Here is an 18,981-nt window from a genome sequence, read left to right on the forward strand (position 1 = left end):
CGTCACAGCGCGTCGATCGTCCCACGCAAGGTGGTCTGGAAGGCTGCCGGCAGCGGCACGTAGCCCTCGTCAGCCAGCTTGTCCTGACCCTTTTCGAGGATCGTGGTGAATGCCGTCTTGAGGCTCTCGGAGACCTTCGAGTCGGAGTAGCCGCCGGTCGAGCAGACGATCTCGTACGTGGTCAGGACCAGCGGGTAGGCTCCGGCTTCCTGAGTCTTGTAGAGCGCGGTGGTGTCGACGACGAGGTCCTTGGAGCCCGGGGTCTTGAACTTGGCCAGGTCGAGTGCCTTGCCAGCGGTCGCCGCGGTCAGCTCGGTCGCGCCCTTGCCGAAGTCGACCTTGGCGATGCCGAGGTCGTTCTCCTGCGCGAAGCCCCACTCGACGTAGGTGACCGAGCCTTCGGTCTTCTTCACCGTGTCGCCGACGCCGGTCGACTTGGCCGCACCCGAGCCGCCCTTGCCCGCCCATTCCTTGCTGGGCTCGTACGGCCAGTCGGCGGGAACGTTCGCGTTGAGGAACTTGGTGAAGTTGTCGGTGGTGCCCGAGCTGTCGCTGCGGTGGACCGGGATGATCTTCGTGGCGGGCAGTGCGACGCCCGGGTTGAGCGCCTTGATCGCGGCGTCGTCCCACGAGGTGATCTTGGAGTCGAAGATCTTCGCGAGGGTGGAGGCGTTCAGGGTCAGGTTGTCGACGCCGGGGACGTTGAACGCGACTGCGACAGGACCCGCGACCAGCGGGATGTGCCATGCGTCCTTGCCGCCGCAGCGGGTCTTGGCTTCAGCGATCTCGTCGTCCTTTAGAGCCGAGTCGGAGCCTGCGAAGTCGACGTCGCCTGCGATGAACTTCTTCACGCCTGCGCCGGAGCCGGAGCCGGTGTAATCGAGGTTGACGCCGCCGTTGTCGGTGAGGACGTCGGCGAACGTGGTCATCGCCTTCTGCTGCGCGGTGGAGCCTTCACCGGTGATGGACCCGGCGTCCGAATCGGAACCGCCGCACGCGGTGAGGACGAGGGATGCCGCCACGACGGTGGCGGCCGCGGCACCGGCGCTGCGAACGAGCTTGGGGTTGACGCTCATGGGAGTCGATGGCCTTTCGATTTGCTTCGGGGTAACGAAGCGAAGCTATCGACGCCCGGTTAGCTTTCGGCGACACGTCGGTGGCCGAATTCCGAACAGTCGGGTCCGGACGACGAACATCAGGTGTCGTCCAGACGAACTCGCTGGCCCCGCTCCCGACGCCCGAGTAGCAGGGGGCGTCAGTCGGCCCGACGCTTCGACTCGCTTCGCTCGCTCAACGAGCAGTGGGGGTCGCGCACGGCCAACGAACAGTCGGGTCGCGCACAGTCAACGAACAGCGGGGTTGCGCCGCACCGAAGAGCAGGGGACGTCAGCGAGCAGGTGGTCGGCTACGGGCGACGGTAAGTGATGTCGGCGCGGTAGCGGCGGAACCCGAGCCGGTCATACGTGTGAAGCGCGGCAGTGTTGTCGCCCTCCACATACAGCTCGACCTCGTCTATGCCCCGCCCCTCCAGGTAGTGCAACCCGGTGAGGGTCAGCAGCCGGCCGAGGCCGCGCCCCTGCGCGGCCGGGTCGACGCCGACGATGTACACCTCGCCGAGTCCGGGCTTGTCCACCTTCGTCCAATGGAAGCCGAGCAGGCGATCCGGATCGCTTGAATCGAATGCGAGGAACACTCCGGCCGGGTCGAACCAGTCCGACGTCGTGCGTTCGGTGATCTGCTCCTGTGCCCAGCCGCCCTGTTCCGGGTGCCAGTCGAAGGCCGCGTTGTTGACGCGGAGGATCTCGGCGTCGTCGGTCTCGCGGTAGGTCCGCAGCACGATGTCGTCGCGGCTCGGCAGCTCAGGCAGGACCTGGGACGTGCGACGTCGCAGTTGCAGCAGTTCACGCTCGCGGCGCAGCCCGAGTGCCTCGGCGACGCGCGCTGCGGCGGGCAGATCACCGTGCGCCCATATCTGAGCATCGTCGCCGGCTTCGGACGCCACGTCGAGAAGGGCCGAGACCAGGGCCCGCCCCTGCCCGAACCCACGGTGTTCGGGGTGCACAACAGCCTCTGCCATCGGACCGATCACGTTGCCGTAGCCGCCCGCCGTCACGACGTGCACACCCTCGCCCTGCACAGCATGCCGGTGCTGCTCGCTGAGAGCATCGATCCCGTCGGTCTGCTCGGCCGCGGCGTTCGCTGCGAGCGCGTGCTCGACGTCGTCAGGGGCAAGATGTCCACGCACGATTCGGATGTCCGTCATGCGTTCCGAGCGTAGTCGCCGACGCCGCGCCTGCGCTCGACGAGGCGCTGTGCCGCAAAAGTCACATAGGGGTGGCGTACGAAACGCACCTCGGTGTTACTTTTCTGCCAGGTCGTGAGTTTCGTTCAGTCGGGCTCGCCCGCGCCTGACTCGTCTGCGGCGCGTGTGCCGGAGGGCTTGACTGCCTTGTAGCCGACGTTGCGCACAGTCCCGATCAGCGATTCGTGGTCGGATCCGAGTTTGGCGCGCAGGCGACGGACGTGGACGTCCACCGTGCGGGTGCCGCCGAAGAAGTCGTAACCCCACACCTCCTGCAGCAGCTGGGCGCGGGTGAAGACTCGGCCCGCATTCTGCGCGAGGTACTTGAGGAGTTCGAACTCCTTGTACGTGAGGTCGATCGGTTTGCCACGCAGGCGTGCGGTGTAAGTGTTCTCGTCGATGACGAGCTCACCGAGAGTCACTTTGTCGGACTGCTCCGGCTCGATCTCCACCCCGCGCGACGAGATCAGGCGCAGTCGGGCGTCCAGTTCGGCCGGGCCGGTACCGGGGAGGAGGAAGTCGTCGATCCCCCAGTCCGGGTTGACCGCGACAAGACTGCCCTCGCCGACGACGGCGACCACGCGGGCACCCGTCGAATCGAGGAGTCGGCACAGGCTTCGGGCCGCGGCGAGATCGACACGCGAATCGACCAGGACAAGGTCCGATTCGGCGGCGTTCACGAGCGACGACGTGTCGGCAGGCGCCAGACGCACGTCGTGCGGCAACAGGGTGAGAGACTCGAGGACGGCGTCCGGGGACGCCTCCGACGTCAACAACAACAGGTCCACTAACCACTCCGATCTCGTCGTGGCCTCTTGTGAACTGTCGATCGACGCTGGTCGCAGCTCGGTGAAGGTGTGATGACAGAATAGACCCGATGGCCGCGACAACCCGAATCCACCTGCCGAAACGGCCCCTGCGGGCACTCGCGTGGCTGACGGTCGTGGTCGTGATTCTGCTGGTCACAGGCTTTTTTGTCGACAATGTCGCCGCATCTCGCGCGGAGCATCGACTGGCCCGAGCACTGGAGTCCTCGCCCGGTGTGGCCTTCGAACCCGAGGTCACGATAGGCGGCTTCCCGTTCCTCGCCAACGCGTCGTCCGGCCGCTTTCCACAAGTGACGATCAGTGCACGCGGAGTCGTCTTGGACGGCGGGAGCCGCGGCACGTCCCGCGCGACACTCGACGCCCGACTCACCGAGCCCGACCTCGGGAACATCTGGGACGTCGGCCCCGACACCTCGATCACGGTGCAACAGGCGACAGCCGAGACTCGTGTCGACTCGGTGAACCTCGGTCGTTTGATGGGGATCACGGACCTGTACATCAACACGCCGGCGCCCGACGGCAAGGTCGGTGCGGGCGGTCCGGGCGACGGCCTCCTCGAACGAACCGACGGCATCATGCTCAGCGGCACGGTCCCGCTCCCGGGCTCACCGGAGTACGACGGCCGGTTCCCACCGTCCGCCAGCGGATACACGTATCCGAAGGTCAAGATCAGCGTCTCCGCGCGCACGTTCGTCGCCGCGGGCCGTGTGCACATCGAGGCCACCGGGATCTACGACGGCCCGGAAGAGCACTACTCCGCGGACGTGCCGAAAGAGTTTTACGCAGACGTTCTGAAGCGGTTCTCCGCTGTGCTCCCACCGCTGCCGACAGCGTGGAACGTGGCCCCGAACAGGTCCCTGAGCAGGGGAAGTGATCTTGTCGTCATCGGCGACGCCGGCGGAAGCACCTTCGTGGTGAGAGACTTCGCCCGCGTTCGGCCGGCCGTCTGAGCAAACCCGTGTTGTAGGGTCGTGGCCATGCAACACCGCAGTGAGCTGATGCTCACCCGCCGCCTGGCGATCGACCTGTGTCGAACCGCCAACTGTTGCTGTCTCTAGCCGTCTGAACGGCACTCTCCCTTCCGCCGCGTCGGCGATCCCGGCATTTCGGCACTTCTCCACCCTGGCATGCGCCCGACATCCCTCGTCGGTGTCGCATACGTCTCCCTGTGAAAGGAACACACATGGCACGCTCCGACGTCCTGGTCAGCGCCGATTGGGCTGAGCAGAACCTGAACACCGACAAGGTCGTCTTCGTCGAGGTCGACGAGGACACCTCGATCTACGACCTGAACCACATCCCGGGCGCCATCCGCCTGGACTGGAAGAAGGACCTGCAGGACGGCCTGCGTCGCGACTTCCTGAACGCCGAGCAGTTCGGTGCGCTCCTGTCCGAGCGCGGCGTCGCGAACGACGACACCGTCGTCCTCTACGGCGGCAACAACAACTGGTTCGCCGCCTACGCATACTGGTACTTCAAGATCTACGGCCACAAGGACGTCCGCCTGCTCGACGGCGGCCGCAAGAAGTGGGAACTCGACGGCCGTGAGCTCAGCTCGGACACCGTCACCCGCGAGGCCACCACCTACACCGCGCAGGCAGCAGACACCTCGATCCGTGCTTTCCGCGACGAGGTCATCGACTCGATCGGTTCGGTGAACCTGGTCGACGTCCGCAGCCCTGACGAGTTCGCAGGCAAGATCGCCGCACCCGCACACCTCCCGCAGGAGCAGGCTCAGCAGCGCGGCCATGTCCCCGGCGCCATCAACATCCCGTGGTCGACCACCGCGAACGAAGACGGCACCTTCAAGTCGGACGAGGACCTGAACGCCCTGTACGCGGAGAAGGGCTTCGACGACTCGAAGAACACCATCGCGTACTGCCGCATCGGCGAGCGCTCGAGCCACACCTGGTTCGTGCTGCAGGAACTGCTCGGCAAGACCAACGTCAAGAACTACGACGGCAGCTGGGTCGAGTACGGCTCGCTGGTCGGCGCCCCGATCGAGCTCTGATTCGCCTTTCCGGCGAGACTTTTCTGAGAGGAACTTTTCATCATGTGTGGTGCACCCAAGCAGGGACAGACCCTTCCCGCAGGCGTCGACGTCGAGAAGGAGACCGTCCTGACGGGCCAGGTGCTCGACGGTTCGGGCAATCCTGTCGCAGGCGCGTTCGTGCGTCTGCTCGACGGCACGGGCGAGTTCACGGCTGAGGTCGTGGCCTCGGCCACCGGCGACTTCCGCTTCTTCGCCGCCCCCGGCAACTGGACGCTTCGCGCCCTCAGCGCACAGGGCAACGGTGACATCGCGGTCTCGCCGGAAGGACCCGGAGTCCACAACCACGACGTGGTCGTCGCCAAGTAATACGACAACGTCTTTCGCCGGAACCCCGGTCCGCCTCGAGCGGGCCGGGGTTTCGTCGTCTGCGCCCTCGCCCCTCCACTGATCCTTGAGCGCGCGCGTCCACTGCTCCTTGAGCGAGCTTGCGAGTCGAAAGGTCCGCACCCCGAGCAATCCCGCGGGCGGGCTGGGTTCGTCGTCTCGGCCTTTCGACTCGCTCCGCTCGCTCAAGGAGCAGAAAGGCGAGCCGTCCGCTCAAGGATCAGTGGGGCGTGCAAGTCGGAAGGTGTGATCTATCAGCCACTCGTCCGGGGAGAGTTATCGGCGCCCACCCCAGCGAGGTAAAGTCGAGTCGTGGTCCTCTTCTTCGAAATCCTCCTGGGTCTGGCGTCGCTCCTCATCGTGTGGTTCGCGCTCTACACCGTCTACCGTCTGGTGAACGACGAGTCATGACCCGTTCGGGCAATGAAGCGATCTCCGACGCCGAGCAGCGCGCTCAGGAGACCGCATCCCTCAACGTGCCCACGATCGGCGACCTTCCGCTCCCGATCGACACCGCCAACCTCCGCGAAGGCCCCGATCTGCATGCGGGCCTCCTCGCACTGCTGCCGCTTGTCGGCGTCTGGGAAGGGTCAGGCGAAGGCCACAACCCTCTGACCGGCGACGACTACCAGTTCGGCCAGCAGATCACCGTCACTCACGACGGCGGGAACTACCTCGTGTGGCAGTCGCGCTCCTGGGTCGTCGACGACGACGGCGCATACGTGCAGCCCGACCAGCGCGAGTCCGGTTTCTGGCGGATCAGTGAAGACGACGAGATCGAACTGCTGCTCACCCACGCCGAAGGTGTGATCGAGCTGTTCTACGGTCGTCCGCTGACGCAGACGTCCTGGAACCTCACCACCGACGTCACACTGCGCACAGAGACCGGCGTGCACACCGGCGGCGCGAAGCGTCTCTACGGCCTCGTTCCCGACGGCGACCTCGCTTATGTCGAGGAGCGCGTCGACGCCGACGGCGAACTCACCCCGCGTCTCTCCGCGAAACTTCGCCGCGTCATCGGCTGACCTTCTGAAACGACACAGCGTCGGCACTCCACGGGAGTGCCGACGCTGTTCTGCTACCCAGGTACCTCAGGCGGCGGAGAGTTCCGCATCGATGCGCAGGAGGCCCGATCCGTCGCCGTGAACCAGCCGGAGGCGGCCGAGGATCTCGCTGACGGTCGCTTCCTCCTCCACCTGCTCGGAGATGAACCAGTCGATCGTGGGCCGCGAATCGAGGTCGTGCTCGGCTTCGGCCTGGATGTAGAGGTTCCGGATCCCTTCGGAGACGGCGCGCTCGGCCTCGAGTGCGATCTCGAAGACGTCCGCGACTTCTTCCACCTTGATCGACGGAATGCTGATGTCACCGATCACCGGATGGTTGTCCCGGTCGGTGAGGTGCTTGATCAGACGGTCGGCGTGGGTCAGCTCCTCTGCCGACTGCGCGCGCAGCCACGACGCCATACCGGGCAGGTCGCGGAGCTCCACCTCGATCGCAAGCTGACGGTAGAGGAACGACGACTCGTATTCGCGAGTGATCTGCTTGGCGAATTCGACTTCCAGCTCTTCGCTCATCTTCATTTGGATTGCCTTACCTTTCGCTGGTGTGACGATTTCCTACGGCTTCTGACTCAATCCAGAATAGCCATTTTCTGGAATGATTCCAGCGAGGTTCGGCATGCCTAAACCGACGACTACCTGCGGAAAGCCCAGCCTAACTTCATAAGAGAAAGGGAAGGCTACACACCAACGGAAACGATTTGCACATCGAATTCGTCGACATTCTGGTGGGTGACGACAACAACCGTCCGCTCTGATCCGAAGAGGCCATCGACATCAAGAATCCGCCGTAGCAGAGCAGGTGCGTCGCTCGAGTCCACGTGCTCGGTCGGCTCGTCGAGGACAACGACCCGCGCCGGATGAACGACGGCTCGTGCGAGCAGGATCCGCCGTCGCTGACCACCGCTGAGCGCGGAGCCTCCGCCGACCAGATCCGTGTCGAGACCGTCAGGCAGTGCGAGGAGCCACTCCCCCAGCCCGACGGCCGTGAGAGCCTCGATCAACTCGACGTCAGTTGCGTCTCCTCGCGCCACGCGAAGGTTCTCTCGGAGCGACGTCGAGAAGAGGTGCCCTTCTTCCGCGAAGTAGGCCACGCTGCACGGCAGGGAGGCAGGCTCAGAATCGACCGAACCTGCGAGCGGACGGAGCTGGCCTGCGATCGTGGCAGCCAGCGTCGACTTGCCTGCACCACTGCGTCCGACCACGATCAACCGTGCGCCCGGAGCGAGATCGAGATCGATGCCCCCGTCGGGACCGAGCGGCCGATCGTGTCCCCATTGCAGGCCGCGCGCGATAAGGGTCTGCGGAGCAGGGCTGAACACGGGGTCTTCTCGCGACGCTTCGACTCGCTCCGCTCGCTCGACGAGCAGGAGGTGCGACTGTCTGTCGAGGTCGAGCGCCGACCCCTCGTCGTCGACCAATGCCATGACGCGCGCCCCGGCCTGCCGCCCGCGCTGCCAGGCGATCGCGGCATCGGTCAGCGGACCGGTCGTCTCGAACGCCGACAGCGGCAGCAGGATCAGGACGCCGAACAGCATCGGCGTGATCACTGAGTCGGACGACGACGCACCGGCGAGCGAGCCGCTCAGCCCCGACGCGAGGTCGACGGCGATCACCGCGGCCGCTACCACGCTGACAAGCATCGCCACGGGGGTCATCGACGCGGCGACAGCCTGCCGGGCCATTCCCGCATCGACGGCCTGAGCGTGATCGTTCTCCGAATCGCGGAGTCGTTCGAGGGCCACGCCACGTCGGCGCGCCACCACAAGTTCCGGGCCGTGCCACAGCGCAGTGGTCACCGCGTGGCCCGTCCGCTGCCGGGCCGCGGCGCCGTCGGTGATCACTGTCGCCGACGCTCGCGCCGCCCACCATGGAGCGAGTACCCCGCTGATCAGCAGTGCGCCGGCCAGCACAACGGCCGACAGCGGCGACACGACGGCCATGATCACGACTGCGGCCACTCCCGTCACGGCGCCGACCGCCATCGGGACGACGCCGCGAACCAGGGCGTCGCCGATCTCGTCGACGTCGTCGGCTGTGCGAGCGAGCAACTCCGATCGCTGTGCACCGACTCCCGATCCGCCTGCTAGGGCGCGATACACGCGGCCGCGGGCGGACGCCATCGCGTCCAGTGCGACGCGGTGCGACGCCAGTCGCTCGAGATAGCGGAACAACGCCCGCGAGATGCCCAGCGCGCGGACCGCCGTCACCGCGACCGACAGGTACAGGACGGGCGGCATCTGCCAGGCCCGCGTGATCAGCCATGCCGACAGTGCAGCCAGGCCGAGCGCCGACAACGCGCCGGCCGCCCCGAGGCAGATCGCGGCCACCAAGGAACTCCGACGCAGACCGACGAAGTCGAACGCCCGCAGGAGCGGGTCGTTGCGCATCATCGCGCCACCGCCTCGCCTGCCACGTTCACGACGCCGTGTGTGCCCGCGTCCGCATCGAGCACATCGGCCCGATGCGAGACGATCACCACTGTCGCTCCCGCGGCGGCGCGTCGATCGATCGTGGCCATGACGCGGGCGGCGGTCTGGTCGTCGAGGTGTGCTGTCGGTTCGTCGAGCAGGACAAGTGGCGCGTTCGACGCCAGCGTCCGGACCAACGCGAGCCGCTGCCGCTGTCCCGCTGAGATGCCGTTGCCTCCCGCGCCGATAGTCGTGGCGAGTCCGGCGGGAAGCTCCGCGACAACGGAGTCGAAGGCGACCGCACGAGAGACCTCGGCGACGAGATCCGGATCGAGGTCACCGAAGAGCGCCAGATTGTCCGAGACCGTCCCCGGTTCGATCACCGGATTCTGCGGCAGCCACGCGACATGCCTGTGGAAGGCGTCGAGATCAAGCGTGCCGACCTCGACATCGTTGATTCTGACGCAGCCCTCATCTGCCGTCTCCAGGCCGAGGATCGCCGCCAACACAGTCGACTTTCCGGCACCGTTGGCACCGGTCAAGACGGTCACCTCGCCCGGCCGCAACATCGCGGAGAGACGCCGTGGCGTCCACCCGTCTCGACCGCGGACCCCGAGATCGTCCAGCGTCACGGTGAGCGGTGATGCCACTGTGTGGTCTCGACGATCGGCCGGGGTCGCGTCGGCAGCGGATGACAGGAGCGCGAGCACTTCGTGGGAGGCCTCCTTGCCGTCTTCTGCGGCGTGGAACGCTGCGCCGATCCGACGGAGCGGCAGGTACGCCTCCGGCGCCAGGACCAGAGCGAGTACACCCGCGTACAGGCTCATGTCACCGAACACGAGGCGGAGACCGATACCGACGGCGACGAGGGCGACACACAGGGTCGCGAGTAGTTCCAGGACCGCACCCGACAGAAACGCGATGCGCAGCGACGACATCGTGCTGCGGGTCAGACTCGCGCCGAGCGAGTCGACGCGCGCCGCCGGGCCGTTTGCGCGCCCGAGCGCCTTCAATGTCGGCAGGCCGGTCAGCAGGTCCAGAAGCTGAGCGCTCTGCCTGCTCATCGCGTCTAGTTTGCGGCGCGTCCGGTCCCGGGTCAGCATGCCGATCAACACCATGAACACCGGAATCAGCGGCATTGTGACGACGATGATCACTGCTGACGGCCAGTCGGCCCACCACACCACCGCGATCACCAACGGCGTGATGACAACCGTCGACAGCAGCGCGGGAACGTAGTCGGCGAGATAGTCGACGAGTGCGTCGAGGCCACGAAGAAGCACCGTCGATGCCCGGTCCCGCTCGGCCGCCAACCGATGCGGGGATGTGCGCGTGGGATCGGTCAGTGCGTCGACTGCCGCCGACCGCAGTTCGGCGATCGTCTGCAGCGCCGCACGGTGCGCGAACCTGTCGCGTAGAAACGTCGTCGCGGCGCGGGTCGCGAAGGCGCCGACGATCACCGCGAGGTGCACTCCCTGCGCTCCGAACGACCGTGCCGACGGGTCGGTCACCACATCCGACAGCAGGCCAGCGATCGCGACGGCCCCCGCGATCACCGCGATCACGTCGACGATCGCGAAGAGCGCGAGTGCGATCGTGTACCTGCGCGCCGACGGCGAGTAGGTCAGAAGTCGCCGATCGAACGGCGCCTGCACGCGGCCCCCCGAGCGCTCACTCACCCCTGCTCCCCGAGCGTTCTCCCCTGCTCCCCGAGCGTTCCTCCCTGCTCCCCGAGCGCAGTCGAGGGGTCACAACGGCAGCCCGATGGACGGCGGGATCTGATCGACGGAGAGCCGCTTGCGGAACACCCAGTAGCTCCACGCCTGGTAGGCGATCACGACCGGGGTCATGAAGCCTGCTGCCCACGTCATGATGACGAGTGTGTAATGGCTCGACGACGTGTTCTCGATCGTGAGGTTGAACGCGGCGTCGGTGGTCGACGGCAGGACGTTCGGAAACAGCACGCTGAACAGCATCGACACGGTGCCGATGATCGCCACCGAGGTCGCGGCGAACGCGATGCCTTCGCGTCGAGCGTAGGCAGCCACGACGAGCACCACTGCGGCGACGGCCGCGACAGCGACGATCGCCCATGTCCACGGCTTGCCGTAGGAGATCTGCGTCCACAACAGGAAGCCCGCGGCAACCGCCGCCGTCGGGATCGACAGACGCCACGCGAGAGTCTGCGCTTCGTCGCGCACCACTCCGCTCGTCTTGAGCCCGATGAACAGCGCACCGTGAGTCAAGAAGGCGAGCAACGTCGTGGCGCCGCCGAGCAGCGCGTACGGGTTGAGCAGGTTGAAGAAGCCCCCCGTGTACTGGTGGTCGGCGTCGATCGGCAGTCCGCGAACGACGTTGGCGAACGCGACACCCCAGAGGATCGCGGGAACCCACGAACCGATACCGATGCCGACGTCGCACCATGCACGCCACCGCGGGTTGTTGATCTTGCCTCGCCATTCGATGGCGACCACACGCACGATCAGCCCGATCAGGATCAGGAACAGCGGGAAGTAGAACGCGGAGAACATCGTCGCGTACCAGCCGCCGAAAGCCGCGAACATCGCGCCGCCGCCGGTCAGCAGCCACACCTCGTTGGCGTCCCACACCGGCCCGATCGTGTTCAAGAGGAGTCGACGGCGCTTGTCACCGTCGGGTTCTGCCGATCGGCCGAGGAACGGCAGCAGCATTCCGACGCCGAAGTCGAAGCCCTCGAGGACGAAGTACATGACGAACAGGACCGCGATCGTCGCGAACCAGAAGTGTTCCAGAGTCATCTTTCTCAGCCTCCTCAGTACGCGAACGACAGGGGTTTGTCGGAGTCGTCGTCGGCTCCGACGTCGGGTGCCTGGGCGTCCTTCTCGCTAGGTCCGGCGATGACGTACTTGCGTTCCAGGTAGAACCAGATGACGCCGAGCGCTCCGTAGAGAAGTGTGAAACCGATGAGCGTGGTCCACACCATGGGCGGCGTGTGATTGGAGACGCCGTCTTGGACGAGCATGTGGATGCGCAGCGGGTCACCGTCCGCATCGGCCCAGTTGGGCACCACCACCCACGGTTGTCGCCCCATCTCGGTGAAGATCCAGCCGGACGCATTCGCCAGGAACGGCGTCGGCAGCATCCACAGCGCGAGGCGGCCGAACTTGTGCGGCACTTCGCTTCGGCCCTTGCGGAGGAACCAGAGGCCGCCGAGAGCGACAACCACGGACCCGAGGGCCCACGTGATCATCGCGCGGAAACTCCAGTACGTGACGAACAGGTTCGGCGCGAAGTTCTGGTTCGGCATGTTGAGCTTCTCGCGGTAAATCTCCTGCAACTCGTTGACGCCCTTGACCTCGCTGTCGAAGGTGTGGTCGGACAGGAACGAGAGCATGTTGGGGATGGCGATGACGTGCTCGATCGAATCGCAGTTGTTCTGCCGCCCGATGCTCAGCACCGAGAACGACGCACCGGTCTCGGTCTCACACAGCGATTCGGCGGCGGCCATCTTCATCGGCTGCTGTTTGAACATCAGCTGGCCCTGCATGTCGCCGGTGATGAACAGTGCCGCGCCGGCCGCGATCGTCACCCACAGAGCCATCCGGGTGACCGGTCTCCACAGCGTCGCGTTGTCGTGACGCAGTTGCTCGGGTGTGCGGTCGATCTGACTCGGCGACGAGGTCTCGGGAACGCCCGAGTGGTCGCCGGACGCGATCGCCTCGTCGAGTTGGCGCGCACGCACGGTGTTGCGTGCCATCCACCAGATGCCGACGATCGCGACGAGCGTCGCCGCCGTCAGGAACGCGCCCGCGATGACGTGTGGGAAGGCGACAAGAGTTGTGTTGTTGGTGATCAGCGCGACGAAGTTCGTCATCTGTGGGCGTTCACGGACGGGATCCCATTCGACTCCGACCGGATGCTGCATCCACGAGTTGGCGGCGATGATGAAGTACGCGGATGCGTTGACGCCGATCGCGACCAGCCAGATGCAGGCGAGGTGTATTCGACGCGGTAGCCTGCCCCAGCCGAACATCCAGAGTCCGATGAACGTCGACTCCAGGAAGAACGCGACAAGGCCTTCCATGGCGAGCGGCGCGCCGAAGACGTCGGCGACGTATCGGCTGTACTCACTCCAGTTCATTCCGAACTGGAACTCCTGGACGATGCCGGTCGCGACACCGAGCGCGAAGTTGATGAGAAAGATCTTCGCGAAGAATTTGGTGGCCCGCAGCCACTGCTCGTTGCCAGTCACGTGCCAGACGGTCTGCATCACCGCGATGAGCGGCGCCAGTCCGATCGTCAGCGGCACCAGGATGAAGTGGTAGACCGTCGTGATTCCGAACTGCCACCTGGAGATGTCTACGACATTCACGCTCGCCTCACAATCGTGTTGTCCCGAGCTCGTCGTTGAGCTCTGTTCCGGAGCGTTACTACAGAGCGTAGTAGCGATCGCCTGGAATACAAGACCATCGTGACGCAGGAGACGAAAGACCCTCCCCTACCAGGACATCCGCCCTGTATTCACAGTCACATCATCCGCTCTGAGATGGCCCGAGACACCAGATTCGGCACATCCGGCGCGGCCGCTGAAGGAACCGGGAGCACCGTGGTGTCGACGGCTGCGACCCTCGCGGCGAGCGTCAGCGACGACAACAACCAGACGCCGTCCGCCGCCAGAACGTCCGACGACGTCATCCGGGCTTCGCGAACCGGCACATCGAAGGACGCCGCCACCCGGAACAGCGCCTGCTGCGTTGTGCCCGGCAGGATGCCCTGGTCACGAGGCGGGGTCGTGAGAGTCCCGTCGACGACGGCGACGACCGACGCCCGCGGGCTCTCGAGGATCAGCCCGTCCGCGGAGACGTAGATCGCGTCGTCGAACCCGGACCGCTGCACGTGACGAAGCGCGGCCACGTTCCGCGCATAACTGAGCGCCTTGGCGTCCGCCAGCTCCCACGGCTGCGCCGACGACGGTTCGACGCCACGTGGCAGCAGGGTCACTCGCACCCCGTCACGCCGGGCGATCGCCGAGCGCTCCGGGACCGGGGTGACCGTGAGGTAGCAGGTCGGCGGCCCGCCCGACTCTCGCCCACGCGAGTACAGAATGCGCAGGCACGCGTCGTCCGGCGACGCCCATTCACGCTCGGCCACAGCGATCGCCCGACGCAGCGCACCTGCGTCGGGGGCAGGCAGGTCGAGGGCCCGTGCACCGTCGCCCAGCCGGCGCAAGTGGTCGTCGACCAGCCTCGATTCCCGATCTCGGATGAGGATGGTCTCGAATACTCCGTCACCCCTCAGCGCTGCCAGATCGTCCGCGAACAGCAGCGGAGCGTCCGCGTCTCGCACCCGGCCCTCGCCGTCCACCACGATCACATCCCCCACCGTAGACTGGCTGCATGTCTGCGGATTCTTCTCGACCCGTGAGCTCTGCGATTCTGACCGCGTCCGCCGACGCGGTCCCCACACCGGACGGGGACCTCAGCCCCGGGGTCGCCTGGCATTACGGCGACCCGCTCGGAGAGCAGCGAACCGCGTCGCACGGAGTGGTCGTCGTCGACCGCAGCGACCGCAGCGTCATCGAACTCGCGGGTCCCGAGCGACTCACATGGCTGCACACGATCTCCTCCCAGCACGTGTCGGCACTCCCCGACCGACGTAGCGCAGAAAACCTGTCGCTCGACCTGAACGGCCGTGTCGAGGACCATTTCGTCATCACCGACATCAACGACGTCACGTGGATCGACACCGAGCAGTTCCGCGGCGCCGCTCTCGCCGACTTCCTCACGAAGATGGTGTTCTGGGCGCAGGTCACACCCGCAGCACGCGCCGACATGGCAGTCCTGACACTGATCGGACCGGCAGCACGCACCGGTGCCGTCGCCGAACTCCTCGAGATCCCGGCCGACGCCGACGTGTACGCGGCGGGCGACCTTCCCGAACGACACCACGACGAGGAGCCGCTCGGATTCTGGCGCGTGATGCCGCCGATCGGCGAAGGACGCACCACCCCCGTCGTCGACGTCGTCGTGCCGCGAGACGACGTCTCGGCCTGGTGGACCGCGATCACCGGCGCAGGCGCGCGGCCGGCTGGAATGTGGGCGCACGACGCGCTGCGGGTGGCCGCCGGACGTGCGCGGCTCGGCATCGACACCGACGATCGGACCATTCCGCATGAGGCCGATTGGATCGGCGGACCCGACCAACAGGGCGCCGTCCACCTGGAGAAGGGCTGCTACCGCGGCCAGGAGACGGTCTCGCGCGTTGCGAACATCGGACGCGCACCACGACGCCTGGTGCTCCTGCATCTCGACGGCGCCACCGACACCAGGCCCGCGACAGGCGATCCGGTGTCTGTCGGCGGACGCAGCGTCGGACGCGTCGGCACCGTGATCGATCACTACGAGCTCGGCCCGATCGCGCTCGCTCTGGTCAAACGGGCAGTCCCGGTCGACGCAGATCTGATCGCAGGCGACCCGGAATCGGGAACCGCGGTCCGCATCGACGACGACCTGTTTGTGCCAGACGACTCGGTTCCGGCAGGTCGCGCGGCGCAGGATCGCCTCCGCGGGCGGTCCTGACCTCGCTCTCGTCCCAGATGTGACGTCTCTCGCCACCCCGCACTAGGGCCTGAGGAGCTTTTGTCGTCAGCACGCGCTAGACTGCTGGTACGAGAATTACTAACGAATAGAACGGGGCCGCCACCACGATGGCCGCCCCGTCATTGTGCGAGGGGGTCCCATATGGGCCGCGGCCGGGCTAAGGCAAAGCAGACGAAGGTTGCTCGACAGCTGAAGTACTCTGCTCCGAACACCGACTTCGACAGCTTGCAGCGCGAGTTGTCCAACGGTGAAGGGCAGTCGTACACGACCGACACTTGGTCGGACGACGACTCCCGGAACAGCGAAGACGAGTGGCACCGCGCCTGAGGCGCGCACACTCGATTCCTCCCCTCACCTCGTTCCACACCTTCTGACGCGATGAGAATTCTCGTTTCCGCGCGCCCGAACGTCCCGTGGTGAGTGCTGAACGGAACAGTCATGCATACGAGAGCGGGCCCGGTCATTCCGACCGGGCCCGCTCTCGTCTCCGTCAAAGCCCCTGCTCGTTGAGCGCCTTTCGACTCGCAAGCTCGCTCAAGACCCGCGGAGCGAGTCGAAGCGCCGGTAGGACCGAACGCTCAGAAGCGCGCGTGGTCGCCGACGAGCTCGGCGCGGCCTGCGTCCCCATCGGTGCCGCGAGTGATCGATCCGAGCACCCAGTTGTCGACGTGGCGCGCCGTGAGAACGGCCTGAGCGCGGTCGGTGTCTTCAGGCGCGACGATCGCGACCATGCCGACGCCCATGTTGAACGTGCGCTCCATCTCGAGGCGCTCGACGCGGCCGCGCTGCGCGATCATCGAGAAGATCGGGGCGGGCGTCCACGAGTTGCGTTCGAGGACCGCCTCGAGGCCGACCGGGAGCACTCGCCCGAGGTTGTCGGCGAGCCCGCCACCGGTGATGTGCGCAAACGTGCGGACATCGGCTTCTGCGGCGAGTGCCAGGCAGTCCTTGGCGTAGATGCGGGTCGGTTCGAGGAGCTCTTCACCGAGCGTGCGTCCGAACTCCTCGACGTGGCCCTCGAGGTCGAGGTGACCGAGTTCGAGGAGCACGTTGCGGGCGAGCGAGTAGCCGTTCGAGTGCAGACCCGACGAGCCCATCGCGATCACGACGTCACCCGGCCGCACGCGGTCGGGACCGAGGATGTCGTCGGCTTCGACAACACCGACGCCGGTCGCCGAGATGTCGTAGTGGCCGTCTTCCATGACGCCCGGGTGTTCGGCCGTCTCTCCGCCGAGGAGTGCGCAGCCCGCGTCGACACAGCCGTCGGCGATGCCCTTGACGATGTCGGCGACCATCTCCGGGATCACCTTGCCGACGGCGATGTAGTCCTGGAGGAACAGGGGCTCGGCGCCGCAGACGACGAGATCGTCGACGACCATGGCGACCAGGTCGCGGCCCACGGTGTGGTGGATGCCCATCGCCTGTGCGACGGCCAGCTTGGTGCCGACACCGTCACTCGACGCTGCGAGCACCGGCTCACGGTAGTCGCCCTTCAGCGAGAACAGTCCGGCGAATCCGCCGAGGCCGCCGAGGACCTCGGGTCGCGTCGCCCGCTTCGCGTGCGGCAGGAACAGCTCGACTGCGCGCTCACCCGCATCGATGTCCACACCGGCGGCCGCGTACGACGCACCGCCCCCGGATGCCTGGTTGGCGGCAGACCCGTCCGTCATCGTCGTACTTCTCCTACACATCGTGTTCTTCGACGCCGACCGTCAAGGCCGTCCGCCGTGCTCATCGCACTCACGCTACCCGAGTGCTCGGTGGAATCTCTTGTCGTGACCGACTACGGTCACGGCCGCATCACGGCGCTGACGTTGTCGTTCTGCGCGATCAGCGGATCTGCGGGGGCGGCATCGCTCGACATCATCGTTTCGAGAACTGCCTTGCCCATCGCGGTCTCGCCGGGCAGTTCGATCGGGTACTTGCCGTCGAAGCAGGCAGCGCAGAGGTTGGAACGCTCCTCGCCGGTCGCGGCGATCATCTCGTCGACGCTGATGTAGCCGAGGCTGTCGGCACCGATCGCCTGACGGACGCCGTCGACCATGTGCTCTTCCGACTCCATGCCGTTGGCGATCAGCTCCGCGGGAGACGCGAAGTCGATGCCGTAGAAGCAGGGCCACCGGACGGGCGCGGACGCGATGCGGACGTGGACCTCGGCGGCACCCGCCTCACGGAGCATGCGGATGAGAGCTCGCTGGGTGTTGCCGCGCACGATCGAGTCGTCGACGACCACCAGACGCCGGCCGCGGATCACTTCGCGGAGCGGATTCAACTTGAGCCGGATGCCGAGCTGACGGATGGTCTGCGACGGCTGGATGAACGTGCGACCCACGTAGGCGTTCTTCATCAGGCCCTGGCCGTAAGGGATCCCGGACTCCTGCGCGAATCCGACCGCGGCCGGGGTGCCCGACTCGGGGACGGGGATCACGAGGTCTCCGACAGCAGGCTGTTCGCGGGCGAGACGGCGGCCGATGTCGACGCGCGCCGAGTGAACGGAGCGACCGTGGATCACGCTGTCCGGGCGAGCCAGGTAGACGTGCTCGAAGACGCACAGTTTGGGTGTGGCCTCGGCGAAACGAGTGCTGCGGACACCGTTGTTGTCGATGGCGAGCAGCTCGCCGGGTTCGATGTCGCGTACGAACGACGCGCCGACGATGTCGAAGGCCGCGGTCTCCGACGCGACGACCCAACCGCGATCGAGCCGGCCGAGGGACAGCGGGCGGATGCCGTGCGGATCGCGTGCCGCGTACAGCGTGGTCTCGTCCTGGAACGTCAGGCAGAACGCGCCCTTGAGCGTCGGCAGCAGTTCGACGGCGGCCTGCTCGAGTGTCTTGTCCGCCGCGCCGTGCGCGAGGAGTGCGCCGACGACGTCGGAGTCCGACGATGCGGCCGCGCGGTCGGACGGGCCGTACAGGCCGAGGTCGCGGGCGCGCGACGCGAGCTCTGCGGTGTTGACGAGGTTGCCGTTGTGGCCGAGCGCAACGCCGCTGCCCGCGTCGGTGTGCCGGAAGATGGGCTGCGAGTTCTCCCACGTGGTCGAGCCGGTGGTCGAGTAGCGGCAGTGTCCGACGGCGACGTGGCCGATCATCGACGCGAGCGTCTGCTCGTCGAACACCTGGCTGACGAGTCCGAGGTCTTTGAACACGAGGACCTGCGAGCCGTCGCCGACGGCGATGCCTGCGGCTTCTTGACCGCGATGCTGCAGCGCGTACAGCCCGTAGTAGGTGAGCTTTGCGACGTCCTCGCCCGGCGCCCAGACACCGAACACTCCGCATTCTTCGCGGGGTTCGTTCTCGGAGACGTCGTCAGGCTGCTGCGTATCCAGCAGATTGCGAGAATGAATCGACAGGTCAGTCACGATGCGACGCTCCGGTTTCGTGGGCTGGACGGGCGTTTCCCAAGGGTACCTTCCACCCGGTGTTCCACAG

The 18,981-nt window shown here is 66.4% G+C and carries 18 protein-coding genes; 7 read left to right on the plus strand and 11 right to left on the minus strand.

From position 1 onward, the window contains the following. Positions 1-2: 2 nt before the first annotated feature. The 3 genes from pstS to WFK36_RS18310 form a co-directional block, all read right to left on the minus strand. On the minus strand, positions 3-1,076 hold the full coding sequence (gene pstS / locus WFK36_RS18300) for a phosphate ABC transporter substrate-binding protein PstS (RefSeq protein ID WP_008378696.1): 1,074 nt from the start codon (positions 1,074-1,076) through the stop codon (positions 3-5). Between the two features lie 329 nt (positions 1,077-1,405). Then, the gene (gene mshD, locus WFK36_RS18305) at positions 1,406-2,263 is read right to left on the minus strand and encodes a mycothiol synthase (RefSeq protein ID WP_336793389.1); all 858 of its coding nucleotides are present in this window, start codon (positions 2,261-2,263) and stop codon (positions 1,406-1,408) included. 125 nt (positions 2,264-2,388) lie between these two features. After that, on the minus strand, positions 2,389-3,090 hold the full coding sequence (locus WFK36_RS18310) for a winged helix-turn-helix transcriptional regulator (RefSeq protein ID WP_336793390.1): 702 nt from the start codon (positions 3,088-3,090) through the stop codon (positions 2,389-2,391). Positions 3,091-3,179: 89 nt separating this feature from the next. On the opposite strand from WFK36_RS18310, the gene WFK36_RS18315 reads away from it, so the two are divergent. The 5 genes from WFK36_RS18315 (at position 3,180) to WFK36_RS18330 (ending at position 6,531) form a co-directional block, all read left to right on the plus strand. Beyond that, positions 3,180-4,079 carry an LmeA family phospholipid-binding protein gene (locus WFK36_RS18315; protein ID WP_336793392.1) on the plus strand — a complete coding sequence of 300 codons (900 nt, stop codon included), beginning with the start codon at positions 3,180-3,182 and terminating at the stop codon, positions 4,077-4,079. 27 nt (positions 4,080-4,106) lie between these two features. After that, a complete protein-coding gene (locus tag WFK36_RS22790) occupies positions 4,107-4,187 on the plus strand; it encodes a putative leader peptide (protein WP_353107989.1) in 81 nt (26 codons plus the stop codon). Between the two features lie 125 nt (positions 4,188-4,312). Continuing rightward, positions 4,313-5,140, plus strand: coding sequence for a sulfurtransferase (locus WFK36_RS18320; RefSeq protein WP_008378690.1), 828 nt, complete (start codon positions 4,313-4,315; stop codon positions 5,138-5,140). A gap of 42 nt (positions 5,141-5,182) precedes the next feature. Beyond that, positions 5,183-5,488, plus strand: a complete 306-nt coding sequence (locus tag WFK36_RS18325; RefSeq protein WP_008378688.1) for a DUF1416 domain-containing protein — start codon at positions 5,183-5,185, stop codon at positions 5,486-5,488. A 425-nt stretch (positions 5,489-5,913) separates the two neighbouring features. Continuing rightward, positions 5,914-6,531 (plus strand): heme-binding beta-barrel domain-containing protein, encoded by a 618-nt coding sequence (locus WFK36_RS18330; protein ID WP_008378686.1) that lies wholly within the window; start codon positions 5,914-5,916, stop codon positions 6,529-6,531. Between the two features lie 66 nt (positions 6,532-6,597). Here WFK36_RS18330 and WFK36_RS18335 read toward each other — a convergent pair whose 3' ends face one another. The 6 genes from WFK36_RS18335 to WFK36_RS18360 all read right to left on the minus strand — a co-directional run bounded on the left by WFK36_RS18335 (position 6,598) and on the right by WFK36_RS18360 (position 14,336). Next, positions 6,598-7,086, minus strand: a complete 489-nt coding sequence (locus WFK36_RS18335; RefSeq protein ID WP_008378684.1) for a ferritin — start codon at positions 7,084-7,086, stop codon at positions 6,598-6,600. Positions 7,087-7,244: 158 nt separating this feature from the next. Then, entirely contained in the window at positions 7,245-8,954 is a 1,710-nt protein-coding gene (cydC, locus tag WFK36_RS18340) for a thiol reductant ABC exporter subunit CydC (RefSeq protein ID WP_336793495.1), read from the minus strand. Next, on the minus strand, positions 8,954-10,654 hold the full coding sequence (gene cydD, locus WFK36_RS18345; RefSeq protein ID WP_336793395.1) for a thiol reductant ABC exporter subunit CydD: 1,701 nt from the start codon (positions 10,652-10,654) through the stop codon (positions 8,954-8,956). Before cydD ends, cydC begins: the two co-directional genes overlap by 1 nt. Before the next feature lie 69 nt (positions 10,655-10,723). Beyond that, positions 10,724-11,752: a cytochrome d ubiquinol oxidase subunit II gene (gene cydB / locus WFK36_RS18350; RefSeq protein WP_008378678.1), complete on the minus strand. Its 1,029-nt coding sequence runs from the start codon at positions 11,750-11,752 to the stop codon at positions 10,724-10,726. Between the two features lie 14 nt (positions 11,753-11,766). Further along, a complete protein-coding gene (locus tag WFK36_RS18355; RefSeq protein ID WP_336793399.1) occupies positions 11,767-13,326 on the minus strand; it encodes a cytochrome ubiquinol oxidase subunit I in 1,560 nt (519 codons plus the stop codon). Positions 13,327-13,481: 155 nt separating this feature from the next. After that, the gene (locus tag WFK36_RS18360) at positions 13,482-14,336 is read right to left on the minus strand and encodes an aminodeoxychorismate lyase (RefSeq protein ID WP_419717510.1); all 855 of its coding nucleotides are present in this window, start codon (positions 14,334-14,336) and stop codon (positions 13,482-13,484) included. 14 nt (positions 14,337-14,350) lie between these two features. On the opposite strand from WFK36_RS18360, the gene ygfZ reads away from it, so the two are divergent. Together ygfZ and WFK36_RS18370 are read left to right on the plus strand one after the other, a co-directional pair. Next, a complete protein-coding gene (gene ygfZ / locus WFK36_RS18365; protein WP_336793401.1) occupies positions 14,351-15,532 on the plus strand; it encodes a CAF17-like 4Fe-4S cluster assembly/insertion protein YgfZ in 1,182 nt (393 codons plus the stop codon). A gap of 162 nt (positions 15,533-15,694) precedes the next feature. Beyond that, positions 15,695-15,880 (plus strand): DUF3073 domain-containing protein, encoded by a 186-nt coding sequence (locus WFK36_RS18370; RefSeq protein WP_008378670.1) that lies wholly within the window; start codon positions 15,695-15,697, stop codon positions 15,878-15,880. A gap of 251 nt (positions 15,881-16,131) precedes the next feature. Here WFK36_RS18370 and purM read toward each other — a convergent pair whose 3' ends face one another. Together purM and purF are read right to left on the minus strand one after the other, a co-directional pair. After that, a complete protein-coding gene (gene purM, locus WFK36_RS18375; protein ID WP_336793403.1) occupies positions 16,132-17,223 on the minus strand; it encodes a phosphoribosylformylglycinamidine cyclo-ligase in 1,092 nt (363 codons plus the stop codon). Positions 17,224-17,342: 119 nt separating this feature from the next. Then, entirely contained in the window at positions 17,343-18,911 is a 1,569-nt protein-coding gene (gene purF, locus WFK36_RS18380) for an amidophosphoribosyltransferase (RefSeq protein WP_336793405.1), read from the minus strand. Between the last annotated feature and the right edge of the window lie 70 nt (positions 18,912-18,981).

It is taken from the genome of Gordonia malaquae (assembly GCF_037148075.1).
GTDB classification, from domain to species: Bacteria; Actinomycetota; Actinomycetes; order Mycobacteriales; family Mycobacteriaceae; genus Gordonia; species Gordonia malaquae.